The sequence below is a fragment of the Pseudomonas sp. M20 genome (assembly GCF_045037865.1).
GTDB lineage: Bacteria > Pseudomonadota > Gammaproteobacteria > Pseudomonadales > Pseudomonadaceae > Aquipseudomonas.
The window spans coordinates 2,976,399-2,994,472 of record NZ_CP173611.1 but is presented as its reverse complement, the minus strand read 5'-3'; the positions used below and the strand labels follow the sequence as shown (position 1 = coordinate 2,994,472).

The 18,074-nt window shown below is 60.5% G+C and carries 11 protein-coding genes; 3 read left to right on the top strand and 8 right to left on the bottom strand.

Features of this window, described 5'->3' with window-relative positions; translation table 11 throughout:
* Window positions 1–26: 26 nt before the first annotated feature.
* Window positions 27–2,294: a catalase/peroxidase HPI gene (gene katG, locus ACI514_RS13215; RefSeq protein WP_405124022.1), complete on the bottom strand. Its 2,268-nt coding sequence runs from the start codon at window positions 2,292–2,294 to the stop codon at window positions 27–29.
* Between the two features lie 151 nt (window positions 2,295–2,445).
* Window positions 2,446–4,656 (bottom strand): LTA synthase family protein, encoded by a 2,211-nt coding sequence (locus tag ACI514_RS13210; RefSeq protein ID WP_160057475.1) that lies wholly within the window; start codon window positions 4,654–4,656, stop codon window positions 2,446–2,448.
* A gap of 419 nt (window positions 4,657–5,075) precedes the next feature.
* Between ACI514_RS13210 and ACI514_RS13205 the strand changes: the two genes are divergently transcribed.
* Window positions 5,076–6,092, top strand: a complete 1,017-nt coding sequence (locus tag ACI514_RS13205; RefSeq protein ID WP_127928543.1) for an ABC transporter substrate-binding protein — start codon at window positions 5,076–5,078, stop codon at window positions 6,090–6,092.
* 37 nt (window positions 6,093–6,129) lie between these two features.
* Here ACI514_RS13205 and ACI514_RS13200 read toward each other — a convergent pair whose 3' ends face one another.
* Together ACI514_RS13200 and ACI514_RS13195 are read right to left on the bottom strand one after the other, a co-directional pair.
* Complete coding sequence (locus tag ACI514_RS13200; protein WP_160057476.1) at window positions 6,130–6,327, bottom strand: helix-turn-helix transcriptional regulator; 198 nt, start codon at window positions 6,325–6,327, stop codon at window positions 6,130–6,132.
* Window positions 6,324–6,698, bottom strand: coding sequence for a hypothetical protein (locus tag ACI514_RS13195; RefSeq protein WP_102899169.1), 375 nt, complete (start codon window positions 6,696–6,698; stop codon window positions 6,324–6,326). Before ACI514_RS13195 ends, ACI514_RS13200 begins: the two co-directional genes overlap by 4 nt.
* 234 nt (window positions 6,699–6,932) lie before the next feature.
* Here ACI514_RS13195 and ACI514_RS13190 point away from each other — a divergent pair, with 234 nt between their 5' ends.
* Window positions 6,933–7,433 carry a hypothetical protein gene (locus tag ACI514_RS13190; protein ID WP_160057477.1) on the top strand — a complete coding sequence of 167 codons (501 nt, stop codon included), beginning with the start codon at window positions 6,933–6,935 and terminating at the stop codon, window positions 7,431–7,433.
* 78 nt (window positions 7,434–7,511) lie between these two features.
* On the opposite strand, the gene ACI514_RS13185 is transcribed toward ACI514_RS13190, so the two are convergent.
* The 4 genes from ACI514_RS13185 to ACI514_RS13170 form a co-directional block, all read right to left on the bottom strand.
* Complete coding sequence (locus ACI514_RS13185) at window positions 7,512–7,991, bottom strand: copper chaperone PCu(A)C (RefSeq protein ID WP_405124021.1); 480 nt, start codon at window positions 7,989–7,991, stop codon at window positions 7,512–7,514.
* On the bottom strand, window positions 7,991–8,596 hold the full coding sequence (locus ACI514_RS13180; protein ID WP_008079652.1) for an SCO family protein: 606 nt from the start codon (window positions 8,594–8,596) through the stop codon (window positions 7,991–7,993). Before ACI514_RS13180 ends, ACI514_RS13185 begins: the two co-directional genes overlap by 1 nt.
* Before the next feature lie 156 nt (window positions 8,597–8,752).
* On the bottom strand, window positions 8,753–10,147 hold the full coding sequence (locus ACI514_RS13175; protein WP_405124020.1) for an efflux transporter outer membrane subunit: 1,395 nt from the start codon (window positions 10,145–10,147) through the stop codon (window positions 8,753–8,755).
* A 32-nt stretch (window positions 10,148–10,179) separates the two neighbouring features.
* Window positions 10,180–10,974: a helix-turn-helix transcriptional regulator gene (locus ACI514_RS13170; RefSeq protein ID WP_405124019.1), complete on the bottom strand. Its 795-nt coding sequence runs from the start codon at window positions 10,972–10,974 to the stop codon at window positions 10,180–10,182.
* A 486-nt stretch (window positions 10,975–11,460) separates the two neighbouring features.
* On the opposite strand from ACI514_RS13170, the gene ACI514_RS13165 reads away from it, so the two are divergent.
* A complete protein-coding gene (locus ACI514_RS13165; RefSeq protein WP_405124018.1) occupies window positions 11,461–17,871 on the top strand; it encodes an amino acid adenylation domain-containing protein in 6,411 nt (2,136 codons plus the stop codon).
* Window positions 17,872–18,074: the final 203 nt, after the last annotated feature.

Below are 18,074 nucleotides of genomic sequence, written 5' to 3'. Positions count from 1 at the left end.
AATGCGGCGTTTTTATTGACCGAAAGTTACTTCAGGTCGAAACGATCCAGATTTGTCACCTTCGTCCACGCCGCAACAAAGTCCTTAACGAACTGCTCCTTCGCATCCGAACTGGCATACACCTCAGCCAACGCCCGCAGTTGCGCATTGGAACCAAACACCAGATCCACCCGCGTCGCCGTCCACTTCACGCTGCCGGTTTTACGGTCGCGCCCCTCGAACTCATCCGCATCCCTTGAAGTCGGCTTCCACTCCACGCCCATGTCCAGCAGGTTGGTGAAGAAGTCGTTGGTCAGCGCTTCAGTTTGCGATGTGAACACACCATGACGGGTCTGCCCGACGTTGGTATTCAACACCCGCAAACCACCCAGCAACACAGTCATTTCCGGTGCGGTGAGCGTCAGCAGTTGAGCCTTGTCGATCAATAACGCTTCGGCCGACACGGTGTATTTGCCTTTGCTGTAGTTGCGGAAACCATCGGCAATCGGCTCAAGGAAGCCAAAGGAGTCGACGTCGGTTTGCTCCTGAGTGGCATCCGTGCGTCCGGGATTAAACGGCACGCTGATCGAGTGCCCGGCGTTTTTCGCCGCTTGCTCAATCCCGGCATTCCCTGCCAACACGATCAGGTCTGCCAGCGAGACTTTCTTGCCAGCGCCGCCATTGAACTCGCCCTGAATGCCCTCAAGGGTTTGCAGCACTTTGGCCAGTTGCTCAGGCTGATTGGCCTGCCAGAATTTTTGCGGTGCCAGACGCAGGCGACCACCGTTGGCGCCGCCGCGCTTGTCTGAGCCGCGGAACGTCGAGAGTGCCGCCCAGGCGGTGGAGACCAGTTGCGACACCGACAGGCCTGAGGCGAGTACTTTGCTTTTCAGCGCCGCCGCATCGCTGTCGTCGATCAGCGGATGAGTGACATCCGGAATCGGATCCTGCCACAGCAATTCTTCGCTCGGCAGTTCCGGGCCGAGGTAGCGCGACAGCGGGCCCATGTCGCGGTGGATCAGTTTGTACCAGGCGCGGGCGAAGGCGTCGGCCAATTGATCCGGGTTGGCGAGGAAGCGCCGCGAGATCTGCTCGTAGGCCGGATCGAAACGCAGCGCCAGGTCGGAGGTGAGCATGGTCGGCGAAAGTTTTTTGCTCGGATCATGGGCATGCGGAACGGTGCCAGCACCGGCGCCGTTTTTCGGAATCCACTGGTGCGCACCAGCCGGGCTTTTGCTCAACTCCCACTCGAAACCGAACAGGTTTTCCAGGTAGTTGTTGCTCCACTTTGTCGGTGTGGTGGTCCAGGTCACTTCGAGGCCGCTGGTGATGGTATCGCCACCCTTGCCGGTGCCGAACGCGTTGCGCCAGCCGAGGCCCTGTTCTTCGAGGCCGGCCGCTTCCGGTTCCGGCCCGACGTTATCGGCAGGGCCGGCACCGTGGGTTTTCCCGAAGGCGTGGCCGCCGGCGATCAACGCGACGGTTTCTTCATCGTTCATGGCCATGCGGCCAAAGGTTTCGCGGATATCGTGGGCCGACGCGACCGGGTCCGGATTGCCTTCCGGACCTTCGGGGTTTACGTAAATCAGGCCCATTTGCACCGCAGCGAGCGGGTTTTCCAGATTGCGTTCGCCCTGATCGGTGCGGCTTTCCTCTTTACCGTGTAAATCCGGCTCGGCGACCAGCGTGCCGTCTCCGGGCTCCTGCATGGCGGACTTGTCTTTGCCATAACGGCTGTCGCCACCCAGCCATTCGTGTTCCGAACCCCAGTAGACGTCTTCGTCCGGCTCCCACACATCGGGGCGGCCACCGGAGAAACCGAAGGTCTTGAAGCCCATGGATTCCAGCGCAACGTTACCGGTCAGAACGATCAGGTCGGCCCAGGAAATATTGCGGCCATATTTCTGTTTGATCGGCCACAGCAGGCGGCGGGCCTTGTCGAGGCTGACGTTGTCCGGCCAGCTGTTCAGCGGCGCAAAACGTTGCTGGCCGGAGCCGGCGCCACCACGGCCATCGGCGGTGCGATAGGTGCCGGCGCTGTGCCAGGCCATGCGGATGAAGAGGGGGCCGTAGTGGCCGAAGTCGGCCGGCCACCAGTCCTGGGAGTCGGTCATCAGCGCATTGAGATCTTGTTTCAGGGCTTGAAAGTCGAGGCTCTTGAAGGCTTTGGCGTAGTCGAAATCCTTGCCCAGTGGGTCGGACTTTGGCGAATGCTGACTGAGGATTTTCAGGTTGAGTTGATTCGGCCACCAGTCACGGTTCGTCGTACCACCACCGGCGGCGTGGTTGAACGGGCATTTCGATTCGTTTGCCATGTTCGGGTCCTTATCAGGTCTGCTACGGCCGGCTCGTGCCGACTTCGGACTAGTAAGGCTAGACCCGACTTGGGGAGTCAGCTAATAGGCCGACTATTGGACATTGATAGTCAGAACCTTTTACTGCGCGCTCGCCCGTATAGAACCTTGGTCAGGTGGATTGGGCGGTGTCGTCCTCCGGCACGTCGTCGAGAATATCCTCTTGCCCCGGCAATTCAGTAATCACACTGAAGTCCGTCACCTCAACCGCACCCAACCCATACCCCAGCAAATGGAAAGAAAACGCTTTGCGCTCTTGCGGGTTGTCGAAGCTGAAATTCATTTGCAGTGGCTGGTCGGCGGTTGCCACCATCTCCTGTGGCAAACCGATCTGTACGTCCTGTTCAAACTCCTTGGCCTTGAGCTGAATGTACGCAGCCTGCTGCGGGTCGACTGAACGTACGGTCAGGCGCACGCGGGTGTGCGAGCCTTTGGGCATTTCCAGGTACTGTGCGCCGATCAGATTGTCGGCCCAGTCATCCTTGATCTGCGCCTGCAGCGGGATGACGTTGGTGCTGCCGAACTGATAGCGATGATTGAGCGGCGTACGCAGCAGTGACAGGTCCAGCGCATTGGCGCGGGCGGCGATCTGCCGGGCCGGGTGGCCGCTGTAGTTGCCTTTGTATGTGGCACTTTCGGCGATGAAGCCGGCGCTTTCGTAATAGCGGCAACGGCGTGGCATGTCGCACTCGGAGAAGATCCCCTGACCGTTGTGATAACGCAGCTTGCCGTTGGTGAACGACATGATTTCGCGGCCGCTGTCGTAGTCGCGAAACAGCGAACGACCGCTCAGCGCGGAGGGCACCGGCAAGTCGAAGTAGTCGAGGATCGAGGTGCTCAGATCGACGTGGCCATACACGCCTTTATTCAGCCGCGGCAGCTGTTCTTGCTCCGGCGCCAAGGTCAGATTGAAGCCCCATGAAGAGGCCAGGCGCACGCCGTCGATGCCGTGGGATTCGTCGGAAGTGATCACCACCAGCGTGTCTTTCAGAACGCCCTGATGTTCGAGGCCGCTGAGGAACTGTTCCAGCGCATCGTCGAGATAACCGACGGCGGCTTGTTTCGGCGTTTCGTAGCGCTCCAGATATTCCTCAGGCGCGGAGTAGGGCTGATGGGTGCCGACGGTCAGCAACGTCAGCATCCACGGCTTTTTCTGCTTTTTCAGTTGGCCGACATAGTCCAGCGCGCCTTCGAAAAATGCCTTGTCATCCTTGCCCCACGGGAATTCCAGATAGTTGCTGTTGCTGAACCACTCCAGACCGTGGGTCGCATCAAAACCGATGTGCGGCATGATCTTGTCTTTGGCCATGAAACGCAGGCCGGCACCTTGCAGATAGTGCGTGCTGAAGCCGTGCTCCCGCAGTTGCGCCGGCAGGCAGGCCTGATTGCGTTCGTTGAGGGTGAGCATTTCCACGCCTTTGGGCGTGCCGTTGTTGAGTTTGTCGTAGTCACCGCAAAGCATCGCGTACAGACCGCGAATGGTCTGGTGGGTATGCAGCACGTAATCCGGGGTGTTCATGCCGCGCTCGGCCCAGCGGCTGAGGTTGGGCATCAGGTCTTCCTGATAGTGGCTGCCGATGGCCTCGCGGTTGGCGCGGATGTAGGCGCCGGGAATGCCTTCGAGGGCGATGATCAGTACGTTGCGCGCCTGACCTGGTACGGCCAGCAGTTTCTGCCCGTTGAGGTCGACGTCGGTGAGTCCGGCCATGGCCGGCGCGGGTTCTTCGACATCGCCATCGAGCCATTCCTCGGCCCGGATCTGCAGATCGGCCACTTCGGTCGCCAGCAACTGGTGCGGCAGATTGTACTGGCGCCACGGATCCGCTTCGCTTGGCCACAGGTTTTGCGCGCCCCAGTGCGCGGCGAACAGCGCCAGCGGCGCGCCCCAGACCGCGCGGGGCAGGGCTGGACGCTGCATGCCACGGCCGGCAAATTGAGTCAGCAGCCAAAACAGCAGGGCGAGCAGCAAGGTGATGCCCAATGCCGGATGCGCCAGCCCGCCGCCGGTGGAGTTCTCGACGAACTGCGGATCGATCAGGTAATGAATATCCGAAGGTGTCGGCAGACGCCCGACCGCGCTGACCAGCTCAGCCGTCGCCACCGCCAGCAATCCCCAGAACACCAATACCGGCAAGGCCAGCCACCACGCCCGGCGATGCAGCAACACCACCAACAGGCTGCCAATGGCCAGGTCCGACACATAGCCCAGCGGTGTTGACCAGCCCAGTGCTGCACGCAGGCACACCGGCACAATCAACACGAGAAAAATCAGCGAAAAGAGGCGGGCATACGGCTGCCGCAACCGGTTAAAAAGAGCGCTCACAAAAAAAGACCTTCCAGCCATTAAATCGTCATAAAAGTGTGCGCGATGATACCAAGGGTGGGCTGTCTGATCGCCCTTTTAAACGCTCAACTGATGCGCTGGTGCGCGAGCTTTCGAAGGTGATGTCGCGTCTGCAGCCCTGACCGGCCCTCGCGTGGCACGGCAATCGACGATATTGAGGCTGGTGGATTTATTGTTTCAGGCTGTTTAACCCTTCGAGCCGCCACCGAATTCCAATGTAGGAGCTGCGGGACGCTGCGATCTTTTGATCTTGTTATCGAAACCCGGAATCAAAAGATCGCAGCCTCATTCCGCTCAACAACCCGTGCTATCGATATGCGATAAAGATATTTAATTTCTATTTTTTATAGCGATAAAGTCAGGCCTTTCAGCAAACCACCCCATGCTGCGAGGTTGTCATGGCCACACCGTTCAAACGTTCCGCACTGACTCTGCTGGCCGCTTCTCTGGCCGCGAGTGCGTTGTTCAGCACCGGCGCTCAGGCCGAAGGCAAGATCAGCATCGCCCAGCAATTCGGCATCGGTTACCTGATTCTCGATGTGGTGCGCGATCAGAACCTCATCGAAAAACACGGCAAGGAGCAGGGCCTCGATATCAAGGTCGACTGGAACAGCATTTCCGGCGCTACAGCAATGAACGAGGCGCTGCTGACTGGTTCGCTCGATGTGGTTTCGGCGGGCGTGCCGCCGATGCTCACCGTGTGGGATCGCACCAAAGGCAAACAGAACGTCAAAGCCATCGCCGCACTGGGTTCGATGCCCAACTATTTGTTGACCAATAACCCGAACATCAAGACGCTCAAGGACTTCACCGACAAGGACCGAATTGCTGTGCCGGCCGCCGGTGTCGGCTTCCAGTCGCGTACTTTGCAGATCGAAACCGCCAAGGAGTTCGGTGACGCGCAGTACAAGAAATTCGATGACATCTCAGTCAGCCTGCCGCACCCCGATGCGACCGCCGCGCTGATCGCCGGCGGCTCGGAAATCAACTCGCACTTCTCCAGTCCGCCGTTCCAGTACCAGGCTTTGCAGAATCCCAACGTACACAAAGTGCTGAGCTCCTATGACGTGCTCGGCGGCCAGGCGACGTTCAACGTGCTCTACACCACAGAAAAATTCCACGACGAAAACCCGAAGACCTACAAGGCGTTCTACGACGCGCTGGCCGAGGCCGAGAAGATCATCAAGGCCGACAAACCGGCGGCGGCTCAGGCTTATATCCGTGTCGAGCAGTCGAAACTACCGCTGGCCCTGGTTGAGCAAATCGTCAAAGACCCGGAAATCGATTTCACCGTGGTGCCGCAGCGCACCTTTATCTACGCCGAGAAATTGCAGGAACTGGGCGTGCTGAAGAACAAGGCCGACAGCTGGAAGGATTACTTCTTTGAAGAGGCGCATGGCGGCGCGGGGAGTTGATACAACAGGGGGCAACGTGTGTTGCCCCTTTTTTCATTCAAGGTTCGCCATCATCAAAAATGCTTTCAATCGGCATCTCGAACGCCCGGGCAATCTGAAAAGCCAATGGCAGACTCGGGTCGTAGCGTTCGTTTTCAATCGCGTTGATGGTCTGACGCGACACGCTCAGGCGTTCAGCCAGATCGACTTGCGACCACTTGCGCTCGGCGCGCAATTCCTTAAGGCGGTTTTTCATTGGTAGCGGCGTCGCGCAATTTGCAGGCCGACAATCCACATCAGCCCCATCACCGGCCACACACACGTCCACGGAATGTGCGGAGCGCCGACGTTTTCCAGAAAACCGTAGCTGAAGGTCAACAGTGCCGAGGCGGCGAAGGCGAAGCCCAGCGCTTCGAACTGGATGCGCAGATGCATTTCGTCCATGCGCCGCATGTTGCGCACAATGGCCCAGCACATCAGTCCCGCCGGAATGATCGGCGTCAGTGCGACGGCCGAGCGCAGCACGATGGGGGCGTCCATCAGGTATTGCGAGGCAATCAATGAGGCTGTCAGGACCAGCATGTAGATGATTAATGCTGCGCCCAATTCGAGGTAGTACCGGTTCATTCTTCACTTCCTATGTAAAAGACCCTTTACATGGTCGCTGAAGATTTATTCGATGTAAAGCACACTTTCCATCATGGCTGGTAGCCTAGAACAGACTCATGCCGGAGGATTTTCGCCTAGGTCAGTAGCTTAAAAGCACGCCTTCTGGACAGCGTAATAACCACTCAGTAGCATTCGAGCCCAACGGATTATCCCTTCGCACGTCGTCCGACGTGGAACGCTCAAGGAATCGACATGCGCGACACCCGCATTGACCAAAAACGAACGGTCGTGACCCAGGTCAACGGCGAGATTCACTATGAAACCCAGATCAGTTTCAGCTCCACGTCGCTCGTCGATGGCGACATTCGGGGGCATCGTGCTGAAGGCAATCAGCTAGACATTCCGGTGGCCGGGGCGGACTTCGCTTGGCGCATTGATCTGGATGGCGTGCATAGAGTGCCGGTGACGCAGCAGGCAGCGGTTGAACCGGTTGAACCGTTGCCTGCTGATGACAGCTTGAAGCTGTTCACCTCGAAAAACGTGTGGATCACCCTCGGGCTGTGGTTCTTCGTCAGTTCGGTGTTCGGTTGGCTGGGGATTGTGGCGGCAGGCGGATATCTCGGTTACCAGTGGCGTGAGGTGGAAAAGCGCAAGGGACAGTTGGCCAAGGCGCCCGTAGAGAAAGCCGTGACCCGTTCCGGCTCGGGGATGTCACGGGAAAGCGTGCGCAAGGCATTGGCCCGCAAGCGTTAATTCGGCACACATCAAAAACAAAAAAAGGGGCGGCCTGATCATCGATCGGGCCGCCCCTTTTTTACTGCCGCTCAGTGATCAATGCATCTTGCTGTGATCGTGACCTTCCATGTTGGTCAGCGCACGAACCGGTGCCTTAACTTCGATGGTTTGTTTCTCGCCCTTGGCGTTTTCCACGGTCAGGGTCAGCGGCACTGTTTCGCCTTCCTTAAGCTGACCGGTCAGGCCCATCAGCATCACGTGGTAGCCGTTCGGATCAAGCTTGACGGCTTTGCCGGCCGGCAGCTCGACGAACTTCACCGGGCCCATGCTCATGACGTCGTTCTTCATGGTCATTTCGTGGATCTGCACATCTTTGGCCACCGGCGTCGCGACGCTGAGCAACTTGCTGTCGCTGTCGGCGGTGAGGGTCATGAACGCGCCGCTGGCGGTCTGGGTTGGCACGGTGGCACGCACCCAGGCGTCGTCGACTTTGGTCTGCGCGGAGACCTGGAACGCCAGGCCCAGCAGAGACAGACCGATAACAGCGCGTTTGAGGTGGTTCAGAACAGGTTGCATCAGCAAACCTCCATAACAGTAAGCAAATCTTCCGTGCATTGTTCTGCCGAAAGCGAGGTGGACAGACCCAGGCGCAAGCCGCCATTGGAGTCGTAAACGTAACTGGTGGCGGTGTGCGAGATGGTGTACGTGTCGCCGGCCGGGACTTTCTCGTAGAACACGTCGAATTCCTTGGCCGTGGCCGCGGTTTCCTCAAGCGTGCCGTACAGCGCAACGAAGGTCGGGTCGAAGGCTTTCATGTAGGCGTCGAGGATTTCCGGGGTGTCGCGCTCGGGATCGAGGCTGATGAAGATCACCTGCAAGCGATCGCCATCGGCGCCCATCAGTTTCTTGATTTTTGCTGCGCGGGCGAGGGTGGTCGGGCAGACCGCCGGGCACTGGGTGAAACCGAAGAAGACCATCGGCATCATGCCGCGAAAGCTCGACAGCGTCATGGTTTCGCCGTCGGTGTTCTTCAGTTTGAAGGTGCGCCCCATGATCTTGTTACTCAGATCCTTGCCGTACTTGTACGACAGTTGGCCGCGGGTGTCGCAGCCGGCGAGCAGGCCTAGCCCGAGCACGCCCATTCCCGCAAGCACCTTGCGGCGAGTCAACAAAGCCGTCATCTAATACCGCCTTTTGCAGCCCGTCAGTCAGCAGGACTGGCGGGGGGTTAACCGTAAAAGCGGCGCATGATACCAAACTGAGGGCAGAGGCCGGCCACGGATCGCCGCACGGCACAGGATCGAGCGACAAAAGGTGTAAGAAAAAGTGACGATGGCTCACTGCATTCGCGACTCGTCAGCGCTCCAGCCACCGCCCAGCGCGGTGTACAGATTGACCTCGGCGACCAGTTGCGCAAGGCGATCGGTGATCAGACCCTGCTGCGAACTGAACAACGAACGCTGCGCATCGAGGAACGTCAGGCTGCTGTCGACGCCATTCTGATAACGGTTCTGCGCCAGGTTGTAATAGGTCTGCGTGGCCGCGACCAGATCGCGCTGCGCCTGCAATTGCTGCTGATACGTACTGCGCGCGGCGAGGCCGTCGGCGACCTCCTGAAACGCGGTCTGAATCGATTTTTCGTATTCGGCCACTGCGACGTCTTTCTGCAACTTCGAATAATCGAGACTCGCGCGCAGGCCGCCGGCATTGAAGATCGGCAGGCTGATCTGCGGTTGAAAGCTCCATGCGCCCGAGCCACTGCCGAACAATCCGGACAGGTCACGACTGGAGGTGCCGGCATTCGCCGTCAGGCTGACACTGGGAAAAAACGCCGCCCGCGCTGCGCCGATATTGGCGTTGGCGGCCTTGAGTTTGTATTCAGCCTGGAGAATGTCCGGACGGCGCTGCAACAGGTCCGAAGGCAGTCCGGCCGGCAGTTGTTGCACCAGATCGCTGGCCAGCGGACGGCCGGGCAGGGCGTCCGGCACCGGTGCGCCGACCAGCAAGGTCAAGCTGTTCAAGTCTTGGGCGACCTGACGCTGGTAGCGCGCCAGATTGGCCCGGGAACTGTCGACGCTGGTCTGCGCCTGCGCCTGTTCCAGCGCCGACGATTTGCCGGCCTCGCGATTGCGCGTGGTCAGGTGCAGGCTCTGCTCATCGGCGGCAAGGGTGTCGCGGGTCAGTTCCAGCAGTTCCTGATCGGCGCGCCAGGTCAGGTAAGCGTTGGCGACGTTGGCCACCAGACTCAGCTCGGCACTGCGCCGCGCTTCTTCAGTCGAGAGCCAGGTCTGCAAGGCCTCCTCGCTGAGGCTGCGCACGCGCCCGAAGAAATCCAGTTCATAGGCGCTGATGCCGAGGTTGGCCGAGTACGTCGAGTTGATCAGCGCTTTGCCCTGGGTCACGCTCGGCGGCATCCGCTGGCGCAACTCGTTGGCGTTGGCCGACACCGCCGGGAACAGGTCGGCGCGCTGAATGCGGTATTGCGCCTGAAAGGCTTCGACGTTAAGAGCCGCCACGCGCAGGTCGCGGTTGTTGACCAAGGCGCTTTCAATCAGCTGTTGCAGCGCCGGGTCGGTGAACAGTGTGCGCCAGTCTTCGCCGTTCCTGGCCGCTTGCGTTGCTGTCGGATATTGCGCGGCGGTGGGGGATGCGGGGCGCTGATACTCGGGAATCAATGAACAACCGCCCATCAGCACCGCGATGGACAGCAGGGAAAGTCGCAACGTCAACATCGAACTGCCTCATGCATATAAGAGCGTTGTGCTCAGGCCCCGGCCATCCATTTCGCCAGACCATGGCGGCCACTGACGCCGAGTTTGGCGGTGGCACGCTTGAGATACGTCTCGATCGAACTGTTTTTGACTCGCAGTTTTTCCGCCATTTGCGGCACGGTGCCGCCGGTCAACAAACCGAGGCAGACTTCTTTTTCGCGCACCGACAGGGCGATGTCGCTGAGCGCCAAGCGCTCATCGAACACTTGCGCCAGCGGTGCCTGATCCAGCTCGGCCAAGGGTTGGCGAGGTTGCCTGGCAAGGATCTGCCGGCTGATCTGTGCGTGGCGTTCGATCAGTGGCAGCAGGGTGTCGGACAGACTTTTCAGAAACGACAACTCCGGCAGGGAAAACACCCGTTGTGTATGCGGTCGGTAAAACGAAATCACGCAACGGCGGTTGGACGTGCGCGAGACCAGATTGCATTGATGGGCGCTGTGTTGCGGATGGCGCGGCTGCAGCGAGGCTTTCAGTTGAATCAGCAGAGAGTCGTTCATCTCGATCATTTTCTGCAACAGCGGATGATCGTCGGGGCTTTCCAACGGATCGGCCGGTGCACAGGTCTGCGTCAGACCGGCACTGCCCAACGGTTTGATCTCGACCACGCTGGCCTGTCGCTCATCCAGCGTCCACTCACTGAGATCTACCCGGTTGACCGGCACCAGCGTGTCGACCAACTGGAACATGTTCGTGGCGAAGTGATCATCGCCGGTACTGGCAATCAGTTCACCGAGTTGCCAGTAGAAATGCGGGTTTTCGGTGTTGCGAATAGTGCCGGTCAGATTCATATCCTTCATCCCTGGTTCAGAGCCATCACTGAATCGTCTGCCGTCTCTGTAAAAGCCGCCCACGCAGTCATTTCTCCTTGAACATGATCTGGAGCGGGATTTAAGCCTATGGATTTGTCCTACGTCTGTAGGGGAAAACAGGGACACAAAGTGCCACTATTTCTGAATCTTGGCGCCGGGGTTCTGACGCCGCTGAACCCAGGTGTACCGGCATGAGTGACTGTTCAGTCACGCTCAAGCCCCGGAAAACCTGGCGAAGGGGAGTTCTGATCGGCAGCGCTCGGGCAAATGGCGGCGCTGCTATGTGGTTTTTTTCCTACAAGCTTTTCAGTATTTCCTCTCCGAGCTTTTCGACAGTGCCTACGATAAACACGCCCGTAACGTCAGACAGGCGTGTTCGAGCCTCGCGGTTGTCCGGGTTTCAGGTGTCATGTCAGCCTCGGGGCCGATGCTTGAATACCGGCAAAATCACATGAGAAGGATCTTATGCAGCCTACTTCTGCCAACGTGGCGGACGATCTGTCCGTGCCTGTCGAGACATTCGCGCTGACTGCCGCTCAACGGGATATCTGGCTGGACCAACTGAGCCGTGGAGATTCGCCGCTGTATAACATTGGCGGTTATGTGGAGCTGACCGGGCCGCTGGATCCGGCATTGCTGCAATCGGCGCTTGAGTGTCTGGTGGAAGCGAATGATGCCTTGCGCATTGTTCTGCGATCGGAAGTTGGTCACGACGGGCTGCCGTTGCAAGGGTTTGCCCAGGCGTTGCCGGTGGCCATGCCGCTGCATGACTTCAGTGGACACCCCGATCCGCAGTCGGCGGCCCGCACGCTGGTCGAAGAGCAGATGGCGCATGCCTTCGTGTTGCACGGGCAAGCGTTGTTCCGCTTCACTCTGATTCGCCTCGATCGCGATCGCCACTGGTTGGCAGCGCAGGCCCACCACTTGATTATCGATGGCTGGGCTTTCGCTCTGCTGTTCAAGTCGCTGGGCGACATCTACAGCGCGTTGTGCCTTGGCGAGCGTCCGAGTGGGGCGGCACCGTCCTACGTCGGCTTTATCGAAGATGACGCGCGCTACCACCAGTCACCCCGTTATGAGCGAGATCAACGCTACTGGCTGGACAAGTACCGCAGCTTGCCCGAACCCTTGTTGACTGCCCGCCATCGCGAATCCCTCGACGTTGAAGCCGCCCCCAGTCGCATCCACGTCGAGGCTTTTCCAACCGTGCTGCACGAGCGCATGAAGGACTGCGCGCGGCAATTGGGTGGCTCGGCCTTTCACGTGTTGCTGGCGGCGCTGCACGTGTATTTCAGTCGCACCGCGCAACGTGACGAGTGGGTGGTCGGGTTGCCGATTCTCAATCGCTCCGGTGCCCGCTTCAAAAGCACTCTAGGGTTATTCACCCAGGTCAGTGCAATGCGTATGGAGTTTGGCCGGGCACTGTCATTTGGTGAATTGATCAAGGCGATCGGCGCTGGCCTGAAGCAGGATTTCCGCCATCAGCGCTACCCGCTGAGCGAGATGAACCGCGCGCTGGGCCTGTTGCGTGAAGACCGTGCGCAACTGTTCGAACTGTCGGTGTCGTACGAACAGGACGACCATGACTACCGTTACGGTGAGGCGTCGGGACACTCGGTCAAGGTCTCCAACCAGTACGAGGCGACACCGCTGGCCCTTCACCTGCGCAGCAACCGTTACACCGATAAGGCCTGGTTGCATCTGGTGTACTCGCCGGCCTGTTTCACGGCAGACGAGATCGCGTCGTTGACCGAACACTTGTTGTTGATACTGGAGCAAGGCCTGGAATGCCCTGCGCTGGCAATCGCCGATTTCAACCTCAATAGCCCGGCAGAGCTGGCCCTGCTCGATGAGTGGAACGACACCCGAGTCAGTTATCCGCAGGGCCAGCTGATTCAACGGCGATTTGAATCCCGAGTGACCGAACAACCGGACGCTGTGGTCGCGACTTGTCAGGGGCGGACGCTGAGCTACGCCGAACTGAACCGGCAAGCCAACGCGTTGGCCCATCATCTGCTGGGCCTCGGTGTACGGCCGGATGACCGGGTAGCGATCGTTGCCCGCAGAGGCCTCGATACATTGGTCGGGTTGCTGGCGATTCTCAAGGCTGGCGCCGCTTATGTGCCGATTGACCCGGCGCATCCGCCCGAGCGCCTGAGCTATTTGCTCAGTGACAGCGCTCCGGTGGCGTTGCTGAGCCAAAGCGATCTGCGTGAGCGTTTGCCCGCCACAGCGCTGCCGGTGATCGAGCTCAATCGGCGCGAATGGTCGCTCGATAACATGGTCGATCCCGACGTGCCGGGGTTGACCACGAAAAACCTCGCTTATGTAATTTACACCTCCGGCTCAACCGGATTGCCCAAAGGTGTGATGGTCGAGCACCGCACACTCGGCAATCTGGTCGACTGGCACTGCGAGGCATTCGGTCTCGGCACCGGACAGCACACTTCGAGCCTCGCCGGCTTCGGTTTCGACGCGATGGCGTGGGAGGTCTGGCCGGCGTTGTGTGCCGGGGCGACATTGCACTTGTCGCCCGCAAGCGAAGGCAACGAAGACATCGACGCGCTGCTCGACTGGTGGCGTGCGCAGCCGCTGGACGTGAGCTTCCTGCCAACGCCGATTGCCGAATACGCTTTCAGCAAACAACTCGACCACCCGACCTTGCGCACCTTGCTGATCGGCGGTGATCGTCTGCGCCAGTTCAACCGTGCGCCGGGTTTTGCGGTGGTCAACAACTACGGGCCGACCGAAGCCACGGTGGTCGCCACCTCGGGGCTGATCATGTCCGGGCAGGCGTTGCACATCGGCAAACCAGTGAGCAATGCCACGGCGTATTTGCTCGATGATCAGCAGCGCCCGCTGCCGATCGGCATCATCGGCGAGCTGTATGTCGGCGGCGCCGGGGTTGCCCGGGGCTATCTGAATCGCCCGGAGCTGACCGCCGAACGCTTTCTCGACGACCCGTTCAGTGCACAGCCGGATGCGCGCATGTATCGCACCGGCGATCTCGCCCGCTGGCGCGCCGACGGCAATCTTGAGTACATCGGTCGCAACGATGACCAGGTGAAAGTCCGTGGCGTGCGTGTCGAACTGGGCGAAATCGAAGCGGCACTCGCCAGCCATGACGCGGTGCAGGAAGCCGTGGCGTTGGTGCGTGACGGCCAGCTATTGGCGTGGTTCACCGAACGTGAAACGCTGGACATCCTGCAACTGCACGCGCACCTGACATCGCGCTTGCCAGCCGCGATGCTGCCGGCCGCCTATATCCGTCTGGCGACGTTGCCGCTGACGGCCAACGGCAAGCTCGATCGCCAGGCCTTGCCGGCGCCGGGGCCGGAAGCGCTGATCCGGCGGCAATACGAGGCGCCCCAAGGTGACGTAGAAATTGCTTTGGCACAGATCTGGGCCGAGGTCTTGCAAGTCGAACGGGTAGGGCGTCACGACCACTTCTTTGAGCTGGGCGGCCACTCTTTGCTCGCCGTCGGCCTGATCGAACGCATGCGCCAGATTGGCATGAGCAGCGATGTTCGCGTGTTGTTCAGCCAACCGACACTGGCCGCATTGGCAGCAGCGGAGGGCAGCGGCCGCGAAGTCGAGGTGCCGGCCAACCGCATTGCGCCCGATTGCACGCACATCACGCCGGATCTGCTGCCGCTGGTGCAACTGGATCAGCCGATGATCGAGCGCATTGTCGCGACGGTGCCGGGTGGTGCCGCCAATGTGCAGGACATCTACCCCTTGGCGCCGTTGCAGGAAGGCATTCTCTATCACCACATCACCGCTGCGCAGGGTGATCCGTACCTGCTGCAATCGCTGCTGGCGTTCGACAGCCTCGAGCGGGTCGAGGCCTTCGCCGCTGCGTTGCGTCAGGTCATGGCGCGGCACGATATCCTGCGTACGGCGGTGGTTTGGGAAGGGTTGACGTCGCCAGTGCAAGTGGTGTGGCGCGAGGCCATTTTGCCGGTGGAGGAAGTCGAACTCGACCCTGTTGGCGGCGCGATCATCGATCAGTTGCACGAGCGTTTCGATGCACGGCGTTATCGCCTCGACGTCAGTCAGGCGCCGCTACTGCGCCTGATGTATGCCCGTGATCCCGCGCACAACCGGGTGGTCGGCATCTTGCTGTTCCATCATTTGGCGATGGATCACATTGCGCTGGAGGCGATGCGCGAAGAAATCCACGCCTGCCTGTCCGGGAGCGCTGAACCGCTGGCGCCGCCGGTGCCATACCGCAACTATGTGGCGCAGACGCGACTGGGTGTCAGTGAACAGGAGCATGAAGCGTTTTTCCGCCAGATGCTCGCCGACATCGACGAGCCGACCTTGCCGTTCGCTTTGCAGAACGTACAGGGTGACGGCAGCAACATCGAAGAAGCCGAGCAAACCCTGGCGAGCGATCTCTATCAGCGCATGCAGCAGCAGGCACGTCTGGCGGGCGTCAGCGTCGCCAGCCTGATCCACCTCGCCTGGGCGCAAGTGTTGGCGACGACATCCGGCCAGCAAAGCGTGGTGTTCGGCACAGTGTTGATGGGGCGCATGCAGGGCGGCGAGGGTGCCGACCGGGCGCTGGGGGTGTTCATCAACACCTTGCCGCTGCGGGTCGACGTCGGTGAAGGCGCGCGCGCGGCGGTGAAGTCCACCCATGCACGGCTGACCGCTTTGCTCGCCCATGAACATGCCTCTTTGGCGCTGGCCCAGCGTTGCAGTGGCGTTGCCGCGCCAGCGCCGCTGTTCAGTGCCTTGCTCAACTACCGGCACAGCGATGATGTCGAGCAAAAGACTTCCCGGCAAACCTGGCAGGGCATCGAGACCCTGGCCAACGAGGAACGCACCAATTACCCGTTTGCCCTGAGTGTCGATGATCTCGGCACGGGCTTGCGTCTGACCACCCGAACCCTGTCGAGCATTGGTGCGCAGCGCATTTGCAGTTATGTGCAGTCGGCGCTGAATGGCTTGGTCGCGGCGCTGGAGACCACGCCGCAGCGGGCGCTGGATAGCTTGCCGTTGTTACCACAGGAAGAACTGCAACGGCTGCTGATCGAGTTCAACGATACGGCGGTCGACTGCCCGATGGACCAGCCACTTCAGGCGCTGTTTGAACAACAGGTGCAGCGCAAACCGAATGCCATCGCCGTGCAATTCGCCGAGCAACGCCTGAGCTATCGCGAGCTGAATGAGCAGGCCAACCGCTTGGCCCATCATCTGCGCGGGCTCGGCGTACAACCGGATTCGCGAGTCGCGATCTGCGTCGAGCGTGGGCCTGAGTTGGTGATCGGTCTGCTGGGCATTCTCAAGGCTGGCGGTGCTTATGTGCCGCTCGATCCGGATTATCCGCTGCAACGCCTGAACTACATGTTGCAGGACAGCGCACCGGTCGCGTTGCTGGTGCATGCCGCAACGCGCGATCTGCTCGGCGAGCCCGGCGTGCCGCTGATCGATCTCGACCTCGGTGCCTGGCAGGAGCAGCCGCACGATAATCCGCAGGTTCCGGGTCTCGGCGCGGCGAATCTGGCCTACATGATCTACACCTCCGGCTCCACCGGCACGCCGAAGGGCGTGATGATCGAACACCGCAGCGCTTGCAACATGGTGCACTGGGGCTCGCAGTTGTCGCCGCCGACTGAACACGGCGCGTTGCTGCAAAAGGCTCCGTACAGTTTCGACAGTTCGGTGTGGGAGATCTTCTGGCCGCTGTGCTCGGGCATGCGCCTGGTCTTGGCGCGGGCCGACGGCAACCGTGATTCGGCGTATGTCACGCAAGTGATCCGCGAACAGAATATTACCGTGGTCAAATTCGTGCCGGCGCTGTTGCAGCAGTTCATCGAACAAGACGACGTCAGCCAGTGCACCAGCCTCACCGACGTGCTCAACGGTGGCGGCGAGTTGACCGTCGCCCTGGCCCGGCAAGTGCGCGAGCGCCTGCCGTGGGTGCGTCTGCACAACGTCTATGGGCCGACCGAAACCACGGTCGACAGCAGCGGCTGGACCCTGGAGCCCGGCGAGCCGCTGCCGCCGACACTGGTGCCAATCGGCAAGGCGCTGAGCAACACGCGGCTGTATGTCCTCGATGCCTGCGATCAGCCAGTGCCGCTTGGCGTCAGTGGGCATTTGCACATTGGTGGAGTGGGCGTTGCGCGCGGCTATCTGGGCCTGCCGCAATTGCAGGCCGAACGCTTTATCGACAGTCCGTTCGTGGCCGGTGATCGCTTGTATCGCACCGGTGATCTGGTGCGTTACGGCGCCGATGGCAACCTCGAATTCCTCGGTCGCAACGACTTTCAGGTCAAGCTGCGCGGGGTGCGCCTTGAGCTGGGCGAGATTGAAGCGCGGCTGCTGGAACATCCGGCGATCCGTGAGGCAGTGGTGCTGGTGCGCGATGAGCGGCTGGTGGCTTATTACACCCTGCGTACCGAGCTGGCTGCGCCAACGCTTGAAGCATTGCGAGCGCATGTGTTGGCGCAGTTGCCGGAGTTCATGGTGCCCGGCGCCTACGTGATGCTGGCGGCGCTGCCCCTGACGCCCAACGACAAAATCGACCGCAAGGCATTACCGGAGCCGGGGGCGGAGGCACTGCTCAGCCGTCCTTACGAGGCACCCGAAGGTGACGTGGAAAGTGCTTTGGCGCAGATCTGGGCGCAGGTGCTCAACGTCGAGCAGGTGGGGCGTCACGACAACTTCTTCGAACTGGGCGGGCATTCGCTATTGGCGGTCAGTCTGGTCGCGCGCATGCGTCTGGCCGGCCTGCATGTCGACGCGCGCACGCTGTTCAGTCAGCCGACACTGGCCGCGCTGGCGGCACAGACCTCGCGGCAGGCCAGGCAGGTCGAGATCGCCCCGACCACCATCCCCAACCTCAACCGCAAACGCCGCCTCTAACGGCGCACACAAACCCTGTAGGAGTGAGCCTGCTCGCGATTGCGGTGGGTCAGTCACGAACATATCGCCTGACCTGACGCCATCGCGAGCAGGCTCACTCCTACACGGGGGGTTATGTGGCTCCTGTCCGGTATGGCTTGTCCCCGCTTCCCATGTCAGACACCCACGCCCCGATGTTTTAGTTTTTCCAGGCTGCGCGCCGT